General features: G+C 60.2%; 16 protein-coding genes. 13 read left to right on the top strand and 3 right to left on the bottom strand.

Going from position 1 to position 23,757, the window contains the following annotated elements; all coding sequences use genetic code 11:
• The first annotated feature begins 7 nt into the window (after window positions 1–7).
• Both ACIQUI_RS20620 and ACIQUI_RS20625 read left to right on the top strand, forming a co-directional pair.
• Complete coding sequence (locus ACIQUI_RS20620; RefSeq protein WP_403202194.1) at window positions 8–625, top strand: TetR/AcrR family transcriptional regulator; 618 nt, start codon at window positions 8–10, stop codon at window positions 623–625.
• Window positions 626–931: 306 nt separating this feature from the next.
• Window positions 932–3,835 (top strand): HD domain-containing phosphohydrolase, encoded by a 2,904-nt coding sequence (locus ACIQUI_RS20625; RefSeq protein WP_403202196.1) that lies wholly within the window; start codon window positions 932–934, stop codon window positions 3,833–3,835.
• Window positions 3,836–3,997: 162 nt separating this feature from the next.
• Here ACIQUI_RS20625 and ACIQUI_RS20630 read toward each other — a convergent pair whose 3' ends face one another.
• The gene (locus ACIQUI_RS20630) at window positions 3,998–5,710 is read right to left on the bottom strand and encodes an FAD-dependent oxidoreductase (RefSeq protein ID WP_403202198.1); all 1,713 of its coding nucleotides are present in this window, start codon (window positions 5,708–5,710) and stop codon (window positions 3,998–4,000) included.
• Window positions 5,711–5,905: 195 nt separating this feature from the next.
• Here ACIQUI_RS20630 and ACIQUI_RS20635 point away from each other — a divergent pair, with 195 nt between their 5' ends.
• From ACIQUI_RS20635 to ACIQUI_RS20645, 3 genes are all read left to right on the top strand, one after another.
• Window positions 5,906–6,682 carry an IclR family transcriptional regulator gene (locus ACIQUI_RS20635; protein ID WP_403202199.1) on the top strand — a complete coding sequence of 259 codons (777 nt, stop codon included), beginning with the start codon at window positions 5,906–5,908 and terminating at the stop codon, window positions 6,680–6,682.
• Between the two features lie 140 nt (window positions 6,683–6,822).
• Complete coding sequence (locus ACIQUI_RS20640) at window positions 6,823–7,875, top strand: Gfo/Idh/MocA family protein (protein WP_403202201.1); 1,053 nt, start codon at window positions 6,823–6,825, stop codon at window positions 7,873–7,875.
• Window positions 7,876–7,903: 28 nt separating this feature from the next.
• A complete protein-coding gene (locus ACIQUI_RS20645; RefSeq protein WP_403202203.1) occupies window positions 7,904–8,719 on the top strand; it encodes a sugar phosphate isomerase/epimerase family protein in 816 nt (271 codons plus the stop codon).
• An 80-nt stretch (window positions 8,720–8,799) separates the two neighbouring features.
• On the opposite strand, the gene ACIQUI_RS20650 is transcribed toward ACIQUI_RS20645, so the two are convergent.
• Entirely contained in the window at window positions 8,800–10,089 is a 1,290-nt protein-coding gene (locus ACIQUI_RS20650; RefSeq protein WP_391135815.1) for an MFS transporter, read from the bottom strand.
• Window positions 10,090–10,388: 299 nt separating this feature from the next.
• Window positions 10,389–10,778: a histone-like nucleoid-structuring protein, MvaT/MvaU family gene (locus ACIQUI_RS20655; protein WP_403202205.1), complete on the bottom strand. Its 390-nt coding sequence runs from the start codon at window positions 10,776–10,778 to the stop codon at window positions 10,389–10,391.
• Window positions 10,779–11,261: 483 nt separating this feature from the next.
• Between ACIQUI_RS20655 and tssB the strand changes: the two genes are divergently transcribed.
• The 8 genes from tssB to ACIQUI_RS20695 all read left to right on the top strand — a co-directional run bounded on the left by tssB (window position 11,262) and on the right by ACIQUI_RS20695 (window position 23,737).
• A complete protein-coding gene (gene tssB / locus ACIQUI_RS20660; RefSeq protein ID WP_403202208.1) occupies window positions 11,262–11,759 on the top strand; it encodes a type VI secretion system contractile sheath small subunit in 498 nt (165 codons plus the stop codon).
• A gap of 39 nt (window positions 11,760–11,798) precedes the next feature.
• A complete protein-coding gene (tssC, locus tag ACIQUI_RS20665) occupies window positions 11,799–13,337 on the top strand; it encodes a type VI secretion system contractile sheath large subunit (protein ID WP_403202211.1) in 1,539 nt (512 codons plus the stop codon).
• Window positions 13,338–13,361: 24 nt separating this feature from the next.
• Window positions 13,362–14,717: a type VI secretion system baseplate subunit TssK gene (tssK, locus tag ACIQUI_RS20670; protein WP_403202214.1), complete on the top strand. Its 1,356-nt coding sequence runs from the start codon at window positions 13,362–13,364 to the stop codon at window positions 14,715–14,717.
• The gene (gene tssL / locus ACIQUI_RS20675) at window positions 14,714–15,394 is read left to right on the top strand and encodes a type VI secretion system protein TssL, short form (protein ID WP_403202217.1); all 681 of its coding nucleotides are present in this window, start codon (window positions 14,714–14,716) and stop codon (window positions 15,392–15,394) included. The genes tssK and tssL overlap by 4 nt, the downstream gene beginning before the upstream one ends.
• Window positions 15,395–15,441: 47 nt before the next feature.
• Window positions 15,442–17,103, top strand: a complete 1,662-nt coding sequence (locus ACIQUI_RS20680; protein WP_403202219.1) for an OmpA family protein — start codon at window positions 15,442–15,444, stop codon at window positions 17,101–17,103.
• Between the two features lie 15 nt (window positions 17,104–17,118).
• Window positions 17,119–17,610: an Hcp family type VI secretion system effector gene (locus tag ACIQUI_RS20685; RefSeq protein WP_403202222.1), complete on the top strand. Its 492-nt coding sequence runs from the start codon at window positions 17,119–17,121 to the stop codon at window positions 17,608–17,610.
• Between the two features lie 149 nt (window positions 17,611–17,759).
• The gene (tssH, locus tag ACIQUI_RS20690; RefSeq protein ID WP_403202225.1) at window positions 17,760–20,414 is read left to right on the top strand and encodes a type VI secretion system ATPase TssH; all 2,655 of its coding nucleotides are present in this window, start codon (window positions 17,760–17,762) and stop codon (window positions 20,412–20,414) included.
• Complete coding sequence (locus ACIQUI_RS20695) at window positions 20,414–23,737, top strand: type VI secretion system Vgr family protein (RefSeq protein WP_403202228.1); 3,324 nt, start codon at window positions 20,414–20,416, stop codon at window positions 23,735–23,737. Before tssH ends, ACIQUI_RS20695 begins: the two co-directional genes overlap by 1 nt.
• Window positions 23,738–23,757 lie beyond the last annotated feature (20 nt).

Below are 23,757 nucleotides of genomic sequence, written 5' to 3' on the forward strand. Positions count from 1 at the left end.
GGAGCCGATGCAACCACCTGAACGTACGTCTGGACGCGGTCGCCCGCGCACCATTACCCGTGAACGCATTGCTGACGTCAGCATCGCCATTGGCTTGCCCGGCCTCACCTTCGTTGGCGTGGCGGCTGCGTTGGGGGTAAGTCACATGGCGTTGTACAAGCACGTGGCGAACATTGAGGCGCTCAAGTGCCTGGTGGCCGAGGAGATCTTCCAGCGTTGGCAGATCCCCAGGGCGCAGGGTGATTGTGCAGAAGGGTTGCAGGCCTACCTGCTGCGCTTTGCAACGTCGGTGCAGGCGTTCGTCAAGGCTCACCCAGGGCTGACGCCCTATGTGATCCGCAGGTTGGCGGCAACCGACGTGATGATCGACAAGATCAACGACCACCAGGCGCACATCGCCCAGGCATACGGCCTGAACCTGGAGCAGGCGCGCTGGTTGCTGTCCACGGTGGCGTTCCATGGTTTTGCGGTGGCCGATACGGTGTACACCGTGTCGGGGCGTGAGCCGCTGCTGGATGCCGACCGGGCAGGGGAAGAGTCGGAGATGGAGGTGGAGTTGAATGAAGGTATGCAGGCGTTGATTGTTGGCGTGCTGGTGATGCTGGAACAACGGGCTCGCAGGTGATCAGGCTCTGGGCCGCTTTGCGGCCCTTCGCGGGCAAGCCCGCTCCCACAGGTTAAAGGTGAGCCCGAAGCCAGTGCAGTACCTGTGGGAGCGGGCGTGCCCGCGAAGAGGCCCTGACAAGCGCTGAAAAGGTTACCTGGATTTCTTCATTCGTCCCGGCAAAACCGCCAACCGCACTCTACACTCCTGCCAAGATGGGCCAGGGCTAATTGCCACCATTGGGCCTGTCACGCTGCCTGCGAATGGCTTCGGCCCGCATGATCGTCCTGGCTGCTCCCACAATTTGCACCACATGGAGTACCTGGAATGGGCTGCGTGTCGACGGATCGTGTTGCTGATAAAGCCAGGCGTGGCATCTCGCTGCAATGGCTGGTGGCGCTGGCCATTGTGCTGGGCATGCTGTTGCTCTGTGCCGCGCTGGCCTGGCAGGGCTACCGCGGTATCCGCCAGACCTTGGTCGCCGCCGCCGCAGATGCCGCCCAGCAAGTCGGCAAGACCATCGACGAACGCGCCCGGCGCCTGATAGACCCGGTACAGAGCAGCATCCGGCTGCTGGCTCACAACCCTACTGCGCACACCCAGGCACAGCGCCTGGAAGGGTTGCCGCAACTGGTCGAGACACTGGACGCCAACCGGATGCTCAGCGCCGCCTACATGGGCTACGCCAACGGCGATTTCCTGTTGGTACGCCGGTTGCGAGACCCACAGTTGCTGCAACGTTTTGCAGCGCCACCGGGCACGGCATTCCTGGTGCAGAGCGTCAACCGCGATGAAGGCGGGCAGGTGCAGGGTGAGTGGCGCTACTACGACCGGGCGCTGAACCTGTTGCACGCCCAGGCCAAACCCGACTACCGCTACGACCCGCGTACCCGCGCATGGTTCGCCGAAGCCAGCGCGCAACCCGCCACGGTGCTGACCCCGCCCTATGTGTTTTTCACCACGCGCGAAATTGGCCTGACCCTGGCCCAGCGCAGCGTCGACGGCGGAGCAGTGATAGGCATGGACGTGTCGGTCAACGACCTGGCCAGCGAAACCCAGGGCCTGCGGATGACGCCCGGTACTGAAATAGCCGTGCTCGACGCGCAGGGCAATGTCGTGGCCTACCCGGACTTGCAGCGGGTAATCGTGCACGAACGCCAAGGCGTGCGCCTGTCGCGCATCGACGAGCTGGGTGTAGCAAGCCTGCAGCGCTTGTACGCGGACCTACCGCAAGGCACTCAGTCACAGCCCTATCAGGTGGACGGCCAGACCTGGTATGGCATGCGCATCCCGCTGACTACGCTCGCCGGGCAGGACCTGCAAGTGCTGATGGCGGTGCCGGGCCACGAACTGCTGGCCGGTGCGCGCCAGGTGTTGTTCGAACAGTTGCTGTGGACCGCTGTGCTGATGGCGGTGCTGCTGGTGCTCGGGGGCGTGCTCGGCCGGCGCATCGGTCGCCCGCTGAAGCAGCTGGCCGAGCAGGTGCAAGGTCTGGCCGGCTTCGATTTCAGCCGCGAAGTCGGGGTGAAGTCGAGGGTGTCTGAAGTGCGCGAGCTGAGCCAGGTGCTTGGCCGGATGTCTGGCACCATCCAGGGCTTCCAGGCCATCACCCTGACGCTTAGCCGCGAGCGCGACCTGGATCGCATGCTCGACGGTGTACTGACCCATCTGGTGCACGCTGCCGGTGCCGAGGCCGGCGTGGTCTACCTGTATGACGCCGACCACGGGTTGCTGCGCCTGGCAGCCTCATGCCGCGGCGAGCAATACCCGGCCGAGTTGGCGGTGGACGAGGGCGCGCGCCACACGCTGGCTGCGCAAGTTACCCAGACCTTGGGCCTGCACGAGCGCAGCCTGGCCGTGGTGTTGAATGACCGCAGCCAGGCGCTTTTGGGCATTCTGCTGTTGCAACTGGATGAAGCGCAGGCGCGCGGCCAGCTTGGCCAACCGTTCCAGCGCTTTGTCGAGGAGCTATCGGGGGTGGCGGCGGTGGCCATCGAGACGCGCCAGATGGCCGAAGCCCAGCAACGCCTGATGGACGCCATGATCAAGCTGCTGGCCGATGCCATCGATGCCAAAAGCCCCTATACCGGCGGCCACTGCGAGCGGGTGCCGCAACTGGCGCAGATGCTGCTGGACCAGGTGGCGGCCAGTGACAGCGGCCCGTATGCCAGCTTCAGCATGACCGAAGCCGAGCGCTACGAATTCCGCGTGGCGGCCTGGTTGCACGATTGTGGCAAGGTCACCAGCCCCGAGTACGTGGTGGACAAGGCGACCAAGCTGGAGACCCTCTACAACCGTATCCACGAAGTACGCATGCGGTTTGAAGTGCTGTGGCGCGATGCCGAGCTGGCGTATTGGCAAGGCCTGGCCAGCGCTGGCGACCCGCAGGTGCTGCAAGCCGCCCTGGCCCGTAGCCAAGCCCAGCTGCACGAAGACTTCGCCTTCGTCGCCCAGGCCAATATTGGCGGCGAGTTCATGCAGGACGCCGATATCGAGCGCCTGCAGCAAATCGGCCAGCGCCGCTGGTTGCGTCACTTCGACAACCGCCTGGGCATTTCCCGCGACGAGGCCGAGCGCTTCGCCGGTGCGCTGCAACCGGTACTGCCTGTAGAGGAGCCCCTGCTGGCCGACCGTGCCGAGCACCGTGTGCCCTGGGGCGAGCGCAAGCCACCGGTGGTCAAGGGCGACCCGCGCAACCACTGGGGCTTCGACATGCGCCTGCCGCCGTATGCCAGCAACCACGGCGAGCTGTACAACCTGTCGATCCGGCGCGGTACGCTGAATGACGAGGAACGCTTCAAGATCAACGAACACATCGTGCAGACCATCATCATGCTCAGCGCGTTGCCATTCCCTCGCCAGCTCAAGCGGGTGCCGGACATTGCCGGCAACCACCACGAAAAACTGGATGGCAGCGGCTATCCACGCCGGCTGGGTGAGCAAGACCTGGGTATTGCCGAGCGGGTCATGGCCATTGCCGACATCTTCGAGGCGCTGACGGCGGCCGACCGGCCGTACAAACCGCCGAAGACGTTATCCGAGTCGGTCAGGATCATGGTGTTCATGGCCCGCGACCGGCACATCGACGGGCAGCTGCTGCAACTGTTCCTGAGCAGCGGGGTGTACCGCCAGTATGCCGAACGCTTCCTGCGCGCCGAGCAGATCGATGAGGTGGATGTGCCGTACTGGTTGGCGCAGATCAATCACAAGACTGAAAAAGATCAGATTTAGCGCCTTTCTTGCGGGCTTTGCTTGAGCCGGCCCTTCGCGGGCTTGCCCGCTCCCACAGGATCACCACAGGTTCAAGGTTTGCAGAGTTCCTGTGGGAGCGGGCGCGCCCGCGAAGAGGCCCGTCCAGGCAGCCGAAAAACTTCAGGGGATACACCGCGGCGCTCACTCATATCCCCGCACGCCGGCAATATGCCGCCCGGCCACATAGCCAAAGGTCAGCGCCGGCCCCAGGTTGATGCCACCCGACGGGTACCAGCCACCGAAAACACTGGCCATGTCGGTACCCGCCGCATACAGCCCGGCAATCGGCTGCCCGGCCTCGTCCAGCACCCGGGCATTGCCATCGGTGCGCAGCCCGGCAAAGGTGCCAAAGCAGCCGGGCTTTACCTTCACCGCATAAAACGGCCCGTGCTCAATGGGCGCTACACAAGGGTTCGGCCCCTTATGCTGTGGGTCACCCTGCTTGCGGTTGAACGGCGTTGAGCCACGGCCAAACGCCGGGTCCTGGCCTTCGCGGGCATGGGCGTTGAACACGTCGACCGTGGCCCGCAACCCGGAGGGGTCGATGCCGCAGGCCTGGGCGAGTTGTTCGAGCGTGGCGCCGCGCTTGAGGTAGCCGTTGCGTACATGTGGCCACACCGGCAGCGGCGCAGGGCGGGCATGGCCCAGGCCGTAGCGGCGCAGGAAGCGGTGGTCGCAAACCAGCCACGAGCATACGTCCTCACCCAGCGGCACCGCCGCGACCATGGCCGATACATAGTCGTAATAGCCATGCGCTTCGTTGACGAAACGCTTGCCGTTGGCCAGCACGCCAATAATGCCCGGCTTGCCGCGTTCGATGATGTGCGGAAAGTGGCCGATACTGCCATCGCGGTGCGGCACCTGCGAAACCGGAGCCCATGCCACCGGCGACTTCAGGTCGGTGGCAACCACGCCGCCCACCGATTCGCCCAGGCGCAGCCCGTCACCTGAACAACCCTGCGGCGGCAGCGCCAGGTTGTCTTCGCCACTGGCATCGCGTGGGAACAGTTGCCGACGCCTGGCGCTGTCGTTGGGGAAGCCACCTGCCGCCAGTACCACGGCCTTCGCCCGAATCATGTGTTCGCCCTGCGCCGTTGCTACCAGGGCGCCCCGTACCTGGCCATCTTCTACCAGCAGGCGTTTGGCTGGCGCGGATTCCTGCAGGTGCACGCCAAGCGCTTGTGCCGACTTGGCCAGGCGCGCCACCAGCGCCACACCATTGACCAGATGCATCGCCCGCCCGTGCCGGGCCAGGTGATACAGGTGGCGGCCAAAGCGCTTGCAAACATGCAGCAAAGCCTTGGGCGAGCGGGTCATGTTGAGGAACGCGGCAAGGTCATCGCCCGCCATGATCGGCATGCCCATGAACGAGGTTTCGCGCATGGTCTTGCGCAGACGTGGTAGCAAGGCGCCCACCTCGCGGGCGTCATAAGGCGCGGCGATCACCTGGTGGCCGCCCTGGGCTGCGCCCGGTGTGTCCCCGTGCATGTCAGGAATCCCGTTACCATCGGCAAACTGCAGGGCTGTGTGCTTCTCGAAGAACGCCACCATATGTGGGCACGCCTCAAGGAATGCATCGACGCGCTCAGCGTTGTAATACGTGCCCAATTCATTGCGCAGGTAAGTGCGCGGCTGTTCGATGTCCTCCTCGATGCCGGCGCGCCGTGCCAGCGGGTTGCGCGGCACCCAGGCCCAGCCTCCGGACCAGGCGGTGGCGCCGCCAAACACCGGCTCCTTCTCTACCACGATCACCTTCTGCCCATGCCAGGCAGCTGTCACCGCCGCGGCCAGCCCGGCGGCGCCGGAGCCTATGACCAGTACATCGCATTCGGTATCAAAGGGCGCAGAAGACATCGCTGGATTCCTGTATTGTTATTGGAACAAGGTTCCATATTCTCATCGCCAACGATGCTACCCGCAAGAGCACGGTGCCTGCGCATGGCAGGTATTGGGCGATAACCGGACATTTCATTGGTCGCTGGCTGCGCTACCTATCGCCGATGTGGAATCATCTTCTAGAATTCGCAAAAAAATCAGGGACCTGTAATCATGGCTGGTAGTCAGATCGAACGCGCCTTCAGTCTTGTAGAAAGCCTTACCGGCGAACCTCAGGGGTTGCCACTGCAAACCCTGGCCGAGCGCCTGGACATCCCCAAAAGCGCTGCCCACCGCATGCTCACCGAGTTGGTGCGATTGGGCTATGTACGGCAGAACCGCGACAATAGCCGCTACCAGCTGTCGGCCAAGCTGGTGGCCATGGGGTTTCGCTACCTGTCGAGCAACGGTGCCGACATCATCCAGCCGATCCTCGACCGCCTGGCCCAGGACAGCGGTGAGCTGGTACGCCTTGGCGTGATCGACGGTGCCCGCCAGACCTGGATCGCCAAATCCCAGGGCGCCCGTTCCGGGCTGCGTTATGACCCGGACATGGGCCGCGACGCACCGCTGTTCTACACAGCCTCCGGGCATGCCTGGCTGGCCAGCCTGGACGATGAGCAGGCGCTACAGATGGTATTGCGCCAAGGCATCGCCGACCCCGCGCAGTTCGGCCCGAACGCACCACGTTCCACAGACGAACTGCTCGCTTACCTGCACCGTGCCCGTGAGCGTGGTTATGCCTGGGTTGAGGAAACCTCGGCCATTGGTACCTCGGCGCTGGCTGCCGTGGTGCGACGCCCGTTCACGGAGGAAGTGATCGGCGTGTTGAGCATCGCCGGGCCCAGTGCTCGCATGACGCAAAGCCGCCTGGCAGAGCTGGCGCCGCTGTTGCTGGCTGCAGCGCAAGAACTGTCGGCGGCCAGCCGGGCAAGCGAGTTGTTTGCCTGACGGCACTTTTCCGGTCGATTACCGCACAGTCTGTTCTGCCGGTTCTTCATAAAAGCAGAACCAGGTTCTAGATTGTCGTGAGTGGATTGTGGAACTGAATTTCAGAATCTACAAAACAACAATGACAAGAGGACAGGCTGTTGAACGCACCCCTTCGTATTGCCTTGATCGGCGCTGGCATCATGGGCCGCCAGCATTACCAGCACTTGCGCAATGTGCCGCAAGCCCAGCTGTGCGCGGTGGCCGACCCTGGCCCGCAGGCGCAAGCCTTTGCCGCCGAATGTGGCGTACCCTGTTTTGCCGACCACCGGCAAATGCTGGAGCACGCACGCCCCGAAGCCGTGATCGTTGCCAACCCGAACAACCTGCATGTGACTTGCGCCCTGGATTGCGTCGAGGCCGGTGTGCCGGTGCTGGTCGAGAAGCCGGTGGGCGTGCACCTGGATGAGGTGCGCGCGTTGGTAGAGGCATCGCGCCGCCATGGCGTACCCGTACTGGTAGGGCACCACCGGCGGCACAATCCGCTGATCGTCAAGGCGCACCAGGTGATCGCCGACGGCAAGCTGGGCCGGCTGATCAATGTCACCGCGCTGTGGCAACTGCAAAAACCCGACGGCTACTTCGAAACGGCTTGGCGACGTGAGCCGGGCGCCGGCTTCTTGCTGACCAACCTGATCCACGACCTCGACCTGCTGCGCCACCTGTGCGGCGAGGTGGTACAGGTGCAGGCGTTTACCCGCAACGACGTGCGCGGCTTTGCCAACGAAGACAGCGCGGCGGTGCTGCTGCAGTTTGCCAATGGCGCGTTGGGCAGCCTGACCGGTTCCGACGCCGTGGCTGCGCCGTGGAGCTGGGAGCTGGACTCCGGCGAAAGCCCGATCTACCCGCGCCAGGAGGGTCAGCCATGCTACCTGCTGGCCGGCACACAGGGGGCGCTGAGCATTCCCCAGCTCAAGCGCTGGCACTATGCCGAGACAGGCTCGGGATGGCACACGCCGCTGCTGCAAAGCGAAGAAAGCATCCCGGCGGGTGAGGCGCTGACCCTGCAATTGCAGCACTTTGTGCGGGTTGCGCGGGGTGAGCAGACGCCCCTGATCGATGCTGCCGACGGCGGCCGGACCCTGGCGCTGATCGAAGCAATCCGCCAGGCAGCGGAAACGGGCCGCGCCTGCGCCCCCGAAAGCATTGCCTGACGCAACCTTCTTTTTCTGGTGACGATAAATGACTGATCGAATTTTCTCCCTCGCGGCCCTCACGGTGCTCGAACTGTCCCCGCCGGACATGGTCGAGGCTGCTGCCCGCGCCGGCTACAGCCACGTAGGCCTTCGCTTGGTGCCGGCTACCGAACAGGAGCTGCACTTCCCGCTGGTGGCCGACGGCAACCTGCGCCGGCAAACCCAGGCGCGCCTGCGCGACACGGGTATCAAGGTGCTCGACCTGGAGATCCTGCGGCTGAAACCGGAAACCTGCGTAGCCGATTTCGAACCGATTCTGGCGACAGGCGCCGAGCTAGGCGGGACCGAGTTGCTGGTGGCAGGCAACGACCCGGATGAAGCCCGTCTGACCGAGCGTTTTGCCGCGTTGTGCGAACTGGCGGCGGGGTTCGGTATTCATCCGCACCTGGAGTTCATGCCCTGGACCGATGTGCGCAACCTCGACCAGGCTATGCGAGTGGTGGCCAACGCCAACCGCGCCAACGGTTGTGTGCTGGTGGATGCGTTCCACTTCAATCGGTCCAGGTCTTCTTTGGATGACCTGGCGAAACTGGCGCCGCAGCGCATGCGCTATGCCCAGCTGTGCGACGTTGCCGGTCCGGTGCCGGCCGACATGGACGAGATCCTGCGCCAGGCGCGCAATGAGCGGCGTTTCCCGGGCGACGGCGATGCCGACCTGGTTGCCTTGTTGCGCGCTTTGCCGGCAACCGTGCCGCTGAGCCTGGAGATTCCCACGCGGCAGTTGCTGGAGCAGGGCATCAGCGGTGAACAGCGTGCGCGCATGGCGCTGGAGAAAGCCATGGCTGTGCTGGCCAGGGTCTGACCGGTTATCCGCACACGAAGAAATACCATCCGAAAAAAAGGGCCCGCAAGGGCCCCGTAGAGGTAACTGGCTAGCGCACTTCAGGCGCTCTCGACCTTGCGCGGCGCCATGAAATACATCCACACCAGTGCCAGGAAGTACATGGCCGGAATCATGGTGAACAACACGGCATAGTTGTTGTTCGTGGCGGTCAGCACGCTGCCGACGATCTGCGTCATGAACATCCCGCCGATCGCCGCGCACATGCTGCCGAAGCCGAACACCGTGCTCACCAGGTGCTTGGGCGTGTAGTCCATCACCAGGCTCCAGATGTTGGCCGTCCACGCCTGGTGCGCACCCACCGCCAGCGAGATGGCCGCCACTGCAACCCACAGGCCGCTGGCGTTGGCGGCAAAGACCACGCTGACCATGGTGCAGGCAAAGATCAGCATCGACACCAGCCGTGCGGTGGTGGCGCGCACGCCACGGCCGATCAGCCAGGACGACAGGATGCCGCCACCGATGCTGCCGAAGTCTGCGGTCAGCCAGATGATGATCAGCGGGATGCCCATCTGGGTCACGTTGATGCCCAGGCTGTACTGCTGGTTGAGAAACGGCGGCAGCCAGTACAGGTAGAACCAGAACACCGGCGCGGTAATCGCATAGGCCACCGCGAACGCCCAGGTACCGCGCAGGCGCAGGATACGGCTGAACGGCACGCGGGTCGGCTCGGGCTCGTCGTCCTGCTGGATGTACTGCACCTCGCTCTGGCGCACGCTGGGGTGGTCTTCAGGGTTGTAGTATTTCAGCAGCCACAGCACCACCCACACCAGGCCCAGGCTGCCCATGGCGATGAATGCAGCCTGCCAGCCCCACACGGCAAGGATCAGCGGCAGCAGGGCCGGCGTGACCATGGCGCCGACGTTGGTGCCAGCATTGAACAGGCCGGTAGCGATGGCCCGCTCGCCTGCCGGGAACCACAATCGCACGGTCTTTACGCAAGCCGGGTAGTTGGCGGCCTCGGTCAGGCCAAGGATGAAGCGGCAGACCATGAAACCCGCCGCAGAAGTGGCCAGGCCGTGGGCGCCGGTAGCCAGGCTCCAAAGCAGCACGGCGAAGAAGAAGGCGCGTTTTACCCCAACCTTGTCGATCAACCGGCCCTGAAGCAAAAAGCCGATCGCATAGCCGACCTGGAACCAGAAGTTGATGTTGGCGTAGTCCATCGCCGTCCAGCTCATTTCCTTGGCCAGCACCGGTTGCATGATGCCGAGCGCGGCGCGGTCGATGTAGTTCAGGGTGGTGGCGAAGAACACCAGGGCAAGCATGCCCCAACGGGTCTTGCCGACGCCGAAGGCGCCGCGAAGCTTGTCGCCAATCGAACCCTGGGGCATCCGGGGCGCGGCGGGGGTGGTCTTGGTGTGGTTCATAAACTGCTCGTTTCTTGAAATTGTATTCAGCTGCGGTGCTACGCGTGCGTGACCGTTTCCCAGGCAGGGGGTACGCAAGGCCGGTGCATGGTGCGCAGTGAAGTCGGCAGCGTCAATTCGGAGGAGGGGCTATTGTTCGGTTACCGAACAGTAGCAGAGCAGGCTGCGGTGGGTTGTCGGGGGGGGACGGGCTTGGCGGCAACGTGCGCCATTTTGTGTGTGCGGCTCAGTGGCAGGGTTGTTCGAAGCGCTTTGCGGCGGCGTCAAGGCCAAAGGCTTGCCCAGGTTTCGACTTCAGGGCGGCCATACTGCTGAATCCACATTTGCAGGGTTTTGTGCCTGTTGCTTCTGGCTTCGACTACCTCGAGCGTATGGGGGTTTGTGTAGGATTTCATGGGGCGCCCCTGGCTGAAGGCGTGCTGCCGTGGCCGTTGCCATCCAGGCTGGCAGATGTCGAGTGGTAGCTCGCCCTCGCATACGGCAATTTTAATTATGTACTCAAGGCCGAACGGGTATTCGGCCAGCAAGGCGTGAAGTTTTTCTTCAAACTCATAGTCAAGTTTGAACCTTGAGTCGCTCTCGATCTGGGCCAGTCGGGTTTTTTTCACGGCAATCAGCCGTTCGATTGCTCTAAACTCTTCAAGTCGGGACATGCCATGCTCCATCAGTTGATAGGGTAGTGTCAGGAGTGCCTGGCTGAAAAAGCAAGTGGAGAAATATTTTGAAGTCTAATTAACTGATTTCGTTGTACAGGTGCCTCTTCGAACGCTGCAGGGCGCATCTTGGCTTTGTTTAATGTGTTGCAGTCGGCGTAGGAAGTTCCTGACATTTTAACCGGGCATGATTAAACACCTCGTTCTTCTTCTCGGGATTTTGGTTGATTTTCTATCGTCGGGATCTGAAGGCTCCTGTGTCTGGATGTTGCGGTTGGGTATTTTTGTAGGACGTTTCTCGATTCTCCAAGAGGGGTGGCGGAAGTGAAAAAAAGCCGCCATCGTTTGACGGTGCATTACAGAGTGCTCTGTCAGTCAAGGCGTTCGGGAAGCCCGGCTCAGGTAGACCTCTCTCAAGCCTGCTCGGCGCAGGTTGCCGAAGGTCATGTTCTGGTTCGGGATTCCTTGCCTCCAGGAGGATTTATGGCTTCAAACAGTTTTCAGAATGAGGTGCCCAAGGCACGCGTTAACATCAAGCTTGATCTGCATACGGGCGGAGCTCAGCGCAAGGTCGAGTTGCCGCTTAAGCTCATGCTGATGGGGGACTATAGCAACGGCAAAGAGCAGCGTCCGCTGTCCGAGCGGAGCAAGGTCAACATCAACAAGAATAATTTTGACAACGTGCTTGAGCAGTTCTCCCCAAGCCTGAAGCTGGTGGTTGAGGATACGCTCGCGAGCGAAGGTGGCGAAACCCCTGTTGAGCTGAGCTTTCAGCGCATGAAGGACTTCGAGCCCGAACAGGTCGCCCGGCAGATACCGCAATTACGTGCACTACTGGCGATGCGAAACCTGCTGCGTGAGTTGAAAGCCAACCTTCTGGACAACGCGTCGTTCCGTGCCGAACTGGAACGCATACTGAAAGATGAGGCGCTGAGTAACGAACTGCGTAAGGAATTGGCTGCGCTTGCCCCTCAAGGCTAACGCCAGAAACCTTCACCTCGAAATACGGAAAACCAACACATGTCCGAAGAGCAATCCTCTGCGCAATCGCGCGGCGCCACCGTGCGGGTGGAAGATAGTCAAAATGTGTATCACGCATTATTTGAAAAAATAAATCTCGAACCCCTTGATCAAATGGGCGATATCGACGCCTACCAGAGTGTGGATGTTCTGTCTGAAGCCACAGCCAATGAGCGTGTCACTGCATCCGTAAGTGTCTTTCTCGAGCGGCTCAAGCTGGTCACCCCGAAGGTGGAGCGCCTGGACAGGGCCTTGCTGGATGAGCACATTGCCTCGATTGATGCCCAGATCAGCAGCCAGCTGGACGAGGTGATGCATCATCCGGACTTTCAGCGGGTCGAATCGATCTGGCGTGGGGCGAAGTCGTTGGTTGATCAGACGGATTTCCGCCAGAACGTTCGGATCGAACTGCTGGATATCAGCAAAGAGCACCTGGCTCAGGACTTTGAGGACGCACCCGAAATTTCTCAAAGCGGCATGTACCTGCACACCTATACCCAGGAATACGACACACCAGGTGGCGAGCCTATCGCAGCGGCGGTGTCAAACTACGAGTTTGGCCGTGGGGCGCAAGACATTGCACTGTTGCGGAATATTTCAAAAGTGGCGGCGTCGGCCCATATGCCATTCTTGTGTTCGATAGGGCCGGCGTTCTTTGGCAAGACAACCATGGAAGAGGTTGCTGCGATCAAAGACATTGGCAACTACATGGACCGCGCGGAATACATCAAGTGGCACGCCTTTACCCAAAGCGATGATGCCCGTTACGTGGGTGGAACAACACCGCGTACGCTGGGCCGGTTACCGTATGGTGCTGATACGAACCCGGTACGGCTTTTTAATTACGAAGAGCGCGTCAAGGGGCCGGACCACAGTAAGTACCTCTGGGTAAGCTCGACGTTCGCGTTTGCGGCCAATATGGTCAAGAGTTTTATCGCCAATGGCTGGTGTGTGCAGATTCGAGGGCCGCAGTCGGGTGGGGCTGTCACTGACTTACCGATCCATCTGTACGACATGGGTACGGGCAGTCAGGTCAAAATCCCTTCGGAAGTGATGATTCCAGAAACGCGGGAGTTTGAATTCGCCAACCTGGGTTTGATTCCACTGTCCTACTATAAAAATCGCGATTACGCGTGCTTTTTCTCAGCCAACTCAGCCCATAAGCCTGCGCTGTATGACACGCCAGAGGCCACCGCCAATAGCCGAATAAACGCTCGGTTGCCTTATGTGTTCCTGCTTTCTCGCATCGCCCATTATTTAAAACTGATTCAGCGGGAAAACATTGGTACGACCAAGGACCGTCGCCTGTTGGAGCTGGAGCTGAACAGGTGGTTAAGTGGCCTGGTCACCGAGATGACAGACCCGGGCGATGATTTGCAGGCCTCTCACCCGCTCAGAGAAGGCAAGGTGATCGTCGAAGACATTGATGACAACCCAGGCTTCTTCAGGGTCAAGTTGTTTGCTGTACCACATTTTCAGGTTGAGGGTATGGATATCAATCTGTCACTGGTCTCGCAGATGCCCAAAGCTAAAGCTTAACGGCGAACTCAGGAGTTTTTACACGTGAAGATCGACCGGCCTATGTGGGCGTCCGGCCTGGTGTTGTCTGCGCAACAGTTTCAGCAGCAGGCGCACTTTGAATCGTGGACCAATCAGACAATTGCGTCATTGGCATGGGTTCACCCGTGGGGTATTCGGGCAGTTGCATTTGATGCGGATGCACTGCAGTTGGGCAAACTCATGGCTACGCGGTTGCAAGTGTGTTTGCCGGATGGAACATTCATTGACACGGATCGATTGGATCGCCTTCCCAGTGCCCTGGAGCTATCCCGGGTGCTGCCTGAAGACAGCCAGGCTGCGACGGTTGTGCTCGCTTTGCCGCTGGAACAGGCCAATGGCAACAATTGCCTGTTCGAGGGTGGCAGAGTTGAGCGCCCCGTCAGATACCGCCAGGTGTGGCGGGATGTACAGGATCACTACACCGATGAAGCGCAATCCATCAGCGTGCTCGAACACGCACTGAGCTTGCGCCTGGAGGTTGATGACAATGCAGATTACGTCACCTGCCCGGTAACCCGCCTGGCACGGGATGGACGGGGTGGTTGGGAGCTTGATCAGGCCTTCATTCCTCCCTTGTTGAAGTTTGATGCTCACCCCGGATTGTTACTTCAGTTGGACAACTTGCTGACTCAGCTGTCCGCCAAGCGTGAGCGGTTGATGGGCATGCGCCGGGAGAGCAACCAGCGCATGGCGGATTTCGCTGTCGCAGATGTGACGTTGTTCTGGTTGCTCAATGCACTGAATACCTACCAGCCGGTGTTGGCGGACCTTAAAGCACACCCTGCTCGTCACCCGGAGCAGGTGTACCAGCAGTTGATTAAATGTGCAGGCGCGCTGCTGACGTTTTCATTGGACCAGCACGTCGAGGATATTCCGGCCTATCAGCATGCAGACCCGGGGGCCGTGTTCCCACCGCTAATGCGTACCCTCTCGACATTGCTGGAAGCGAGCCTGCCGTCACGTGTGCTGGCTTTGGTACTTGAAGCACGCAGTGCCAACCGTTGGCAGGTTGCCCTGAACGACCCTCGTTTGCTTGAGCCCGAAGGGGCTGACTTTTACCTGTCGGTGCGCTGCCGGTTGCCAGCCGTACAAGTGCAAAGCCAGTTCCCACGGTTGTGCAAGATCGGCTGCCCTGATGATGTGGACCATCTGGTCAATGCCGCACTCGATGGCGTTCCCTTGAAACCCCTGAGCCATGTGCCAGCGGCAATACCGCTGCGTTTGGAGAACCAGTATTTCGCACTGGACCTGAGTCATGAGAAAGGGCGCGCCATGTTGGCCAATGGCGTGTGCGCGCTCTATGTGCCGAGCGTGTTTCAGGACGCCAGCCTTGAACTGTTTGCGGTGCTGCGCTCATGAGGTCCGCACAGAAAAAAAACGGCGCAAACAAGGTGGAGATCGACGCCTTGCTACAGGACACCTACTTGTTGGTGGTCGAGTTGCGACATGGTACAGGCGCGCACAGTAGCCCGGAACTCTGGCCGCGTTGTGTGGCGGATGTCGAGCATGTCCGCACCTCGCTTGGGGAGGACGGTATGGATCGCCGTAGCATCGATCTCATCAGCCATGCGCAATGCGCCTTGCTGGATGAGACAGTGCTCGCTTGCGCAGCAGGTAAAGCCCATGAGGATTGGGCAAAGGAGACTTTGCAGGCCAGGTTCTTCAGCAGCCATCAAGCGGGCGAATCGCTTTATGAAGACATGCGCACTGTGCTGCGTGAGGCCTCTGCACATCCCCACGTGCTCACGGTTTTTCAGCGGGTATTGATGCTGGGCTTTCTGGGGCGTTACCGCGATGTCAATCACCCAGAGCGACAGCAGCTGTTAGCTGCAATTGATGCACACGTACCACCCCTTGATACAAGTGAGTCACTGGTAACCCAGGTGAGGGGCAGTTCACACCTCCCAACGTGGGGTTGGCTGCAATCCCCTCTGGTCCACGTGATGGTCGCGGCTGGCCTGCTGGCAGGTGTCTGGTGGGGGCTTGACCACACGCTGGGCGAGGCCGTGGCTGTGCTGTTGCCGGTGCAGGGGTGAGCGGGATGCTAACGAGACAGGAGCAAGGGCTTTGGCTATGGGCCGCAATGCTGTCCTTAGTGCTCATCACCATGCTCCCGCTGGCGGTTGAATGGCAGCTCACGAGCGCCGTGGTTGTCGCAATTGCAGTGTGGGCAGCGTGGCGCCGAAGCCTGCGCGTTGCCAGTGAGCGGCGCCAGTGTAGGTGGAACACTCACGTCAGCTTGCCTGCTGCCTCGTACCGCCATCCTGTTGTTCTGGTCGTAGGCGATTGCCTGGCTGATCTGTTTGGGCCAGTACCTGCGGAGCAATGGGCGCTGCGGGTAACCGGGGAGGGTTGCTATGTGCGAGTGCCAGACCTGCAGACACTGCCCCTCACGGTAGCCGACCTTCTGTCGCAAAGGCCGGAGTGGCACGCACAACTCAGCATCCTGTGGTGCGTGGACCCCCATGCTCATGCAGATGCCGCTCAACTGGCCCACCAGGTGCGCAGCGTGTGCGACCTGATAGCGATGTTACGAAAACGCGGTACGCATCTGCCGTTGTTGACTGCCGGCTATTTCCGCGGTTCGACGCAGGCTTCGCCGTGGTTCAGTTGGGAGACCGGTGAGCACAGCCCTCAGGTGCGTGAGCCAGGTGCATGCATGAGCCTGGCCGAATGGCAGCGAAGAGACCCAGCGGCTGATACCCAGGCTGCTCGACTGCGAGCCACGGTGCAGGTGAATGCTGCTGCGGGTTGGTTGAGCGACGTGTGCGTGCCTGAAGGGGCAGAGCTTACTGCGCTTGCGCTTGTGCTGGTACCGGGGTTTGGCCAGTGTCGGGAAAACAGCCTCTGGCACCGCTGGTTGCGCGCGCGGACCGGGCTCAGATTCAGTGGCGCTGGAGCGAACGACGCTGAAGCATCACTGCCATTCCCGGACCCACTGCTTCATTTGTTGCCCGGCAGTGCCCGATACGGCAGGCGGCACAGAGTGCTGCTGATGAGGATCTGGTTGTTCGTGCTGGTGGCATGCATCGCGCTGGTCAGTTCGGCGTGGCAAAACACACTGCTGGTGCGCCAGGTCACCGATGACTTGCGGCGCTACAGCGCGGCGGCGGTGGGCGCTGAGCCGGGCAAGGTGCAGCAGCGCGAGAACGCGTTGGCCGTGCTTCACCAGGATGCACAACGGCTGGATACCTATTACCGCCAAGGGGCGCCCTTGTCCCTGGGCCTTGGTTTGTACCAGGGCGAAAAACTTCGCCCGTCCCTGCTGGCAGCCATCAACGGTCACAGCATCCCGACGATACCTCAGGCTTCGCCCGGTAGACCTCGAATGGTTCGATTGGACAGCCTCTCGCTTTTCAGCAGTGGCAGTGCCCAGCTCAAACCGGAGTCGACCAAGCTGCTGGTCACCGCGTTGGCGGGGATCAAGGCCCAGCCAGGCTGGCTGATCGTGATCACCGGGCACACGGACGCCACGGGCAACGACGCACACAACCTGCGTTTGTCACGCGCACGTGCGGCGGCGGTTCACGACTGGATTCAACACATGGGTGACATCCCCAGCGATTGCTTTGCCGTGCAAGGCCTGGGGGCGAGCCAGCCCGTTGCGAGCAATGACACGGAACAAGGACGGTCGGCCAATCGCCGCGTCGAGATCCGTCTGGTGCCGGAGGCGGGGGCCTGCCAGTCCTCGACTGCGGCCTCAGGCCTGCAACCCCTGTCGCATTTCGCGACCTCCAACACTTGAAAGAGGATTTTCTGAATGGCTATTCCTGTTTACCTGTGGCTGAAAAACGATGGCGGTGCCGACATCAAAGGCTCGGTAGATGTCAAAGACCGCGAGGGCAGTATTGAAGTGGTCGGCCAAGACCATGATCTGTATATCCCTACAGATAACAACACTGGCAAGTTGACGGGTACACGTATCCATACACCTTTTGTTTTTACAAAAGAAATCGATGCGTCCTCTCCTTATCTCTATAAGGCCGTAACCACCGGCCAGACACTCAAGGAGGCCGAGTTCAAATGGTACAAGATCAATGATGCTGGTCAGGAGGTTGAATACTTCAATACCAAGCTGGAAAACGTCAAGGTCGTGAAAGTTTCACCCAAGATGCACGACGTAAAAGACCCGGCAAAAGAAAAGCACAACCATCTGGAACTGATCGAGCTTCGCTACGAGAAGATTATCTGGACCTATAAGGATGGAAATATCACCAATTCGGATTCCTGGAATGAGCGTGCGACCGCCTGATAGAACATGGCCATCGGTCTGTAATTGCTGACGGCCCCCAGTGTATTGGGTTGAGCGCCCGTGCGCGGGCGTTCAGCCAAGTACACCTCGGTTTCTGATACATCGCATTGACAATGTTACGTTGATCATTGAAAACAAGGACGCCCTGTATGGCACAAGATCCTGCTCGTTTGCTCCGCCGTCTCAACACTTATTGCACTCAGGCACTTACCGCGGCGGCGTCTTTGTGTCAGACACGTGGGCACAGTCATATCAATATTGAACACTGGTTGTTGAAGTTGTTCGAGCAAGGGGAAGGTGACCTGGTGGTCATCGCTCGCCGCTATGGCTGGGATGTGGATGCCATGTGGCAAGGAATGCTCGAACACTTCGATACGTTACCGCGCAGCGTTTCCAACAAACCAAAATTGAGTGCTGAAGTGCAGCAACTGATTGGTAGTGCCTGGCTTTTGGCATCGCTGGATAGGGACTGTGAACAATTGCGCTCCGTGCATTTGTTGGCGGCTTTGGTTGAGAGCCCAGACTTACTCAAATGCGCAGCCGCTTGGCCACTGTTGGGGGTAGGCCCAACGCAACTGCAACAGGTGGAGGCGCTGCTTGAATTCGAGTCGGAAGAAAGCCCGCCGCTACAGGCTACGTTGTTCAAATCGGCAGCGGGGCGGACGGCTCAGCCTGCAACCGCCACAGATGGCGACGTGGCGCAGCCAGCGATCCTCGACCAGTTCAGTCATGATGTAACCGCCAAAGCGGCTGCGGGGCAGATCGACCCAGTGTTTGGTCGGGACGATGAAATCCGCCAGGTGATCGATGTACTGAGCCGCCGCCGCAAGAACAACCCCATTCTGGTAGGTGATCCCGGTGTCGGCAAAACCGCCCTGGTCGAGGGGCTTGCGTTGCGCATCGTCAGCGGTGATGTGCCTGACAGCCTGAAACCGGTGAGCATCCGCACGCTCGACCTCGGCCTGCTACAGGCGGGGGCTGGCGTCAAGGGCGAGTTCGAACAGCGGCTCAAGAACGTGATCGATGCCGTCCAGCAATCTGAAACACCCATCCTTCTGTTCATCGATGAAGCACACACCTTGATCGGCGCTGGCAACCAGGCGGGCGGCGCTGATGCCGCGAACCTGCTGAAGCCCGCCCTGGCCCGTGGCGAGTTGCGAACCATAGCTGCCACCACCTGGAGCGAATACAAGCAGTACTTCGAGCGTGATGCCGCGCTGGAGCGGCGCTTCCAGATGATCAAGGTGGATGAACCGGATGATGCCAATGCCTGTTTGATGTTGCGCGGGCTCAAAGCGCGTTACGCCACCTACCACGGTGTGCATGTGCAAGACGCCGCCGTGCAGGCGGCTGTCAGCCTGGCCCGGCGTTTTCTGACGGGCCGCCGCCTGCCGGACAAAGCGGTAGACCTGATAGATACCGCCTGCGCCCGCGTTCGCATGAGCCTGGATTGCGAACCCCAGGCGCTGGTCCACCTCAAGTCGCAAAAGACCGCCCTCACTGTAGAACGAAGTGCGCTGGAAGACGATGCACAGCTTACCGGCAAGGTGATTGAGCCTCGTTTGACGAAAATCAACGCCCAGCTGGTTCAACTGGAGCGCCAGCAGGCCGCGCTGGAGTTGCAGTACCAACAAGAACTCGATCTTACCCACCAGTTACTCGATGCCCGCCAAGCCGAGCAGGTCGATACGGCGGCCTGCGCGCAGCTGCAACAAGAACTGAGCTACGTACAGGGGAGTCGGCCGCTCCTGTCGCTCGACGTGTGTGCCCGCAGTGTGGCCGAGGTGATCGCTGACTGGACGGGCGTTCCCCTTGGTAGCTTGCTCAAGGACGAACACGCCAGCTTGTTGAACCTGGAAGATCAACTGGCCGAACGCGTTGTCGGCCAGGAACCGGCCCTGCTCGCACTCGCACAGCGGCTGCGTGCCGCCCGAACAGGGTTGACCAACGACAACGCGCCGATGGGCGTCTTCCTGCTGGTAGGCACCAGTGGCATCGGCAAGACGGAAACCGCGCATGCCCTGGCCAGCAGCCTGTTCGGTGGAGAAAAGTCGCTTATCACCCTCAACATGTCCGAGTACCAGGAGGCGCATACCGTCAGCCAACTGAAAGGGTCACCGCCTGGTTATGTTGGTTACGGCCAGGGCGGCGTACTCACCGAGGCTGTTCGCCAGCGCCCCTACAGCGTTGTGCTGCTGGATGAGGTCGAGAAGGCCCACCGTGATGTGCTCAACCTGTTCTACCAGGTGTTCGATCGCGGCGTCATGCGCGATGGCGAAGGGCGGGAGATCGATTTTCGCAATACGGTCATCCTGATGACCTCCAACCTCGGCAGCGACCTGCTGCAAAGTTGCATCGAGCAGCAACCAGCCACGGAAGACGCTGCACTCCATGAGCTGTTACGCCCGGTGTTACGCGCGCACTTCCAGCCAGCACTGCTGGCGCGCTTCCAGACATTGATCTTCCGCCCACTGGAAGCCGGCGCGCTCAAGCGCATTGTCGCGATCAAGCTCGACCAGGTTGCCAGGCGTTTGCTGCGTCATTACGGCTTGCAGTGCGCGGTGGACGACGCGCTATACGAAGCCTTGGTCGCCGCCTGCCTGTTGCCTGATACCGGCGCCCGCAACATCGACAGCTTGTTGAACCAGCAGATCCTGCCGGTACTCAGCCAACAGCTACTGCAGCGCCAGGCCCTGGGGCAGCCAGCTCAAACGGTGACGCTCGGGTACTGCGAGCACAGCGGTATCAGTTTGAGCTTTTCCGATGAACACGACGCAGCGTTGCTGGCTACCGAGAGGGCTTGATGATGGTGACCCACAACCACTACATGCTTGAAATCGATGAACTGGACGCCGTCGAGCTTGATGTACTGTCGTTCAAAGGCGAGGAATGGCTGAGCCAGCCGTTCACGTACACGGTGGCCTTCACCTCTACGACGCAGGACATCGATGCTGCCAGGGTCCTTGGCAAGGACGCCAGTTTTCAGATGGGGTCGTCAGGGCTGGCGCAGCAATATGTGATATCGCAGGCCGCATCACGCACGCTGCATGGGGTGATCACCGGCTTCAAACGCGTCTCCAGCTCCAGGGATGAAGCCCGTTATGAGGTAACCCTGCAAGCGCGCTTGGCACTGCTCAGCCGTGGCAAACAGTACCGGATCTACCAGCATCAGTCGGTACCGGAAATCGTCGAAAGCATCTTGCGCAATCGCCACCAATTCGAAGCGCATTACTTCCTGTTCGACCTGCTCCGCGAATACCCCAGGCGTGAACAGGTCATGCAATACGGTGAAAGCGATCTGGCTTTCATCAGCCGTTTGTTGGCAGAAGTCGGTATCTGGTATCGCTTTAGCCAAAACGACAAGCTGTTCATCGACGTTGTCAAGTTTCACGATCACCAACGCCATTATCAGTTCGACATCAGCCTGCCGCATCGGCCGTTGTCGGGCCTGGCCAGCAGCGGGCAGGATGGCGTCTGGGCACTACAGGTCAGCCATGAGGTGGTGGAGCAGCACATCAACGTTCGCGCCTATCACCACCGCGATGCTACGGCTTTTCTGGAGGGGAAGGTTGATCACAGCCGGGGCGCGGCGGGTACCTATGGCGAGGGTTACCACTATGGCGAACCCTATACCGCGCTGGGTGACGCCATTGACCGGGATGAAGAGCTGCTCAGCGAAAGCGGTTACTTCTATGCGCGCCTGAACCATGAACGCTTCCTCAACGGCCAGACCCGCTGCAGCGGCATCAGCAGCAGCGTGACACTTGCACCAGGGCAAGTAGTGACGGTCACGGATGGCGCGCCGCAGGTCTTCGAACCTGGGGTCGTCATGACCCATGTGACCGTCGAGGCGGCACGCGACCGCAGCCTGGAAGTCACATTCGAGGCGATACCCTACTCAGAGCTGGTGTGTTTTCGACCGCCCTTGCGGAAAAAACCGCAGATTGCTGGCACGGTGCCGGCGCGGGTCACCAGCAACCGCAAGAACGACCCCTATGGCCATATCGACATGGAGGGGCGCTACCGGGTGAACTTCCTGTTCGACCGGGACACATGGAGCGCGGGTGAGGAGAGTGCCTGGTTGCGGCTGGCGCGACCATACGCCGGCGACACCCATGGCCTGCACCTGCCGCTGATCTGCGGCACTGAAGTGGCGGTGGCGTTCGAACAAGGCGACCCCGACCGCCCCTACATCGCGCATGCCCTGCACGATAGCCAGCACCCCGACCACGTCACGCTGCGCAACTACAAACGTAACGTGCTGCGCACGCCTGCAAACAACAAGTTGCGCATGGACGATACGCGTGGGCAGGAGCACATCAAGCTCAGCACCGAGCACAGTGGCAAGAGCCAGCTGAACCTTGGGCACCTGGTGGATGTAGAAAAGTACAAGCGTGGTGAAGGCTTCGAACTGCGAACCGATGATTGGGGAGCGATTCGGGCGGGCAAAGGGTTGTTCATCAGTGCCGACAAACAGGAGCAGGCACTGGGTACTCAGTTGACGATGACTGAAGCCATCGATCAACTGCGCAGCGCACTTTCGCTGGCCCAATCACTGGCACAAGCTGCAACTAACGCCAACGCTACACCGAACGATTCCGACAGCCAGGATCGTTTAGTGGATGCCCTGACAGGGCTGGCGCAGCCAGGCGTTGTGATGCATGCACCCGCAGGCATAGCAATAGTCAGCCCTGAGCCTATATGCGTGTCATCGGGGGGCGAGAGCGTTGGCATTATGGCTGGCCATAATGTTGATCTCTGCGCAGGGCGGGAAATTACAGCCACTGCTGAGGCAGGCATAAGCGTGCTTGCGCAGGAGGGTGACTTGCAGATGATGGCTGCCCATGGCCGCATTCAAGTCCAGGCCCAAAAAAGCGATCTGCATGCCCTGGCAAAAACCGACATGAAGCTCGAAAGCCTGCAAGGGAACGTAGAGATCCATGCCCAGCAGGCGCTGGTGCTCAGTTGTGGTGGTGCCTACATACGGTTGAGCGGTGGCGAGATCGAACTCGGGGCGCCTGGCAACATATACCTGAAAGCCGCTCATGTGGACAAGCTGGACAGTGAAAGCCTTACCACTGTCGCAGAGCAGATGCCGACCGGTTATTCGGGTACTTATGTACTCAAGGACGAATCTGGTGCGCCTTTGCCCCATACCCGCTACCAGGTTACCACGGCGTCTGGGGCATTGTTCAAAGGGGCGACCGATAAAGAAGGCAGGACAATAAGCGTTCATACGCTGGTGCCGGGTGACCTGAAAGTTGAGTTTCCCGAGTCATTCGCAGGCTATGACGAAAAATTTCGCTTGAGCAGTGATGGCGGGCAACTTGCAAGCAACCTGAAATACCGGGTCGTGCTGGCAGATGGTCGCTGTTTCGACGGTGTGACCGATGCGCAGGGTTGTACCCAGCGTTTCGAAACTGACGTACCAACCCAGATCAAGACAGTAATGCTGTACCCGCCTGAGTCTATTGAGGGGGGCTGTTGCCCTGCCCGAATGGCAGAAGACCCCTTGGAGATTGATCTGAGCTCCAGTGATATTTCTACTACAAACCTGGATTTCGGCAATTCTACCAGGGACATTCCTTTACCCAAAGGCAAGAAGTGCCCGCTGACCGTTGGTGAAATTGCCATGGCTGGCACGGTGTTCAAAGATGCGGTCGATTATTCAAAGGTTAAAATTCATCATAAAGGCTGGTGGCTGTTCCTGGGGTTACAGAATACGGCAGTGACGCCAAATGGTGAGATGTACTTTCCGGAAAAAACGGGCTATTACAGGGATGATTATTCGTCAACGCCATACCCTCAAGACAAGGCGCTTTTCATTCATGAGATGACACATGTCTGGCAGTACCAGCTGGGCTATTCAGTAAAGTGGCATGGTCTGACGGTTACTAGTAAAGGCGATATAGCGTACCAATACAGCCTTACTAAGGATGGAGACTTGTCGGATTACAATATGGAGCAACAGGGAGAGATTGTTTCGGATTACTACATGATTTGTATCGAAGGTAACCCCAAAGGCGTTTGGAATCCTGCTAATTCCAGTAAAGATCCAGCGCTGCTTGCGGGTACTGTAGAGCGCTTGCTCAGGGACCCATTCGATAAGTCTAACCTTCCAAGGTAGGGGTGGCTATGTCTATCAGA

Origin of the sequence: Pseudomonas sp. NPDC090592 (assembly GCF_044769185.1) — a bacterium.
Classification (GTDB): domain Bacteria; phylum Pseudomonadota; class Gammaproteobacteria; order Pseudomonadales; family Pseudomonadaceae; genus Aquipseudomonas.

Excerpts from the sequence above, each read along its gene's own strand:
- tssB (WP_403202208.1), top strand. The coding sequence starts at position 11,262 with ATGGCTTCAAACAGTTTTCAGAATGAGGTGCCCAAGGCACGCGTTAAC.
- ACIQUI_RS20680 (WP_403202219.1), top strand. The coding sequence starts at position 15,442 with ATGCTGTCCTTAGTGCTCATCACCATGCTCCCGCTGGCGGTTGAATGG.
- ACIQUI_RS20635 (WP_403202199.1), top strand. The coding sequence starts at position 5,906 with ATGGCTGGTAGTCAGATCGAACGCGCCTTCAGTCTTGTAGAAAGCCTT.
- ACIQUI_RS20685 (WP_403202222.1), top strand. The coding sequence starts at position 17,119 with ATGGCTATTCCTGTTTACCTGTGGCTGAAAAACGATGGCGGTGCCGAC.
- ACIQUI_RS20655 (WP_403202205.1), bottom strand. The coding sequence starts at position 10,778 with ATGTCCCGACTTGAAGAGTTTAGAGCAATCGAACGGCTGATTGCCGTG.
- ACIQUI_RS20630 (WP_403202198.1), bottom strand. The coding sequence starts at position 5,710 with ATGTCTTCTGCGCCCTTTGATACCGAATGCGATGTACTGGTCATAGGC.
- ACIQUI_RS20650 (WP_391135815.1), bottom strand. The coding sequence starts at position 10,089 with ATGCCCCAGGGTTCGATTGGCGACAAGCTTCGCGGCGCCTTCGGCGTC.
- tssL (WP_403202217.1), top strand. The coding sequence starts at position 14,714 with ATGAGGTCCGCACAGAAAAAAAACGGCGCAAACAAGGTGGAGATCGAC.
- tssH (WP_403202225.1), top strand. The coding sequence starts at position 17,760 with ATGGCACAAGATCCTGCTCGTTTGCTCCGCCGTCTCAACACTTATTGC.
- ACIQUI_RS20620 (WP_403202194.1), top strand. The coding sequence starts at position 8 with ATGCAACCACCTGAACGTACGTCTGGACGCGGTCGCCCGCGCACCATT.
- ACIQUI_RS20645 (WP_403202203.1), top strand. The coding sequence starts at position 7,904 with ATGACTGATCGAATTTTCTCCCTCGCGGCCCTCACGGTGCTCGAACTG.
- ACIQUI_RS20695 (WP_403202228.1), top strand. The coding sequence starts at position 20,414 with ATGATGGTGACCCACAACCACTACATGCTTGAAATCGATGAACTGGAC.
- tssC (WP_403202211.1), top strand. The coding sequence starts at position 11,799 with ATGTCCGAAGAGCAATCCTCTGCGCAATCGCGCGGCGCCACCGTGCGG.
- ACIQUI_RS20625 (WP_403202196.1), top strand. The coding sequence starts at position 932 with ATGGGCTGCGTGTCGACGGATCGTGTTGCTGATAAAGCCAGGCGTGGC.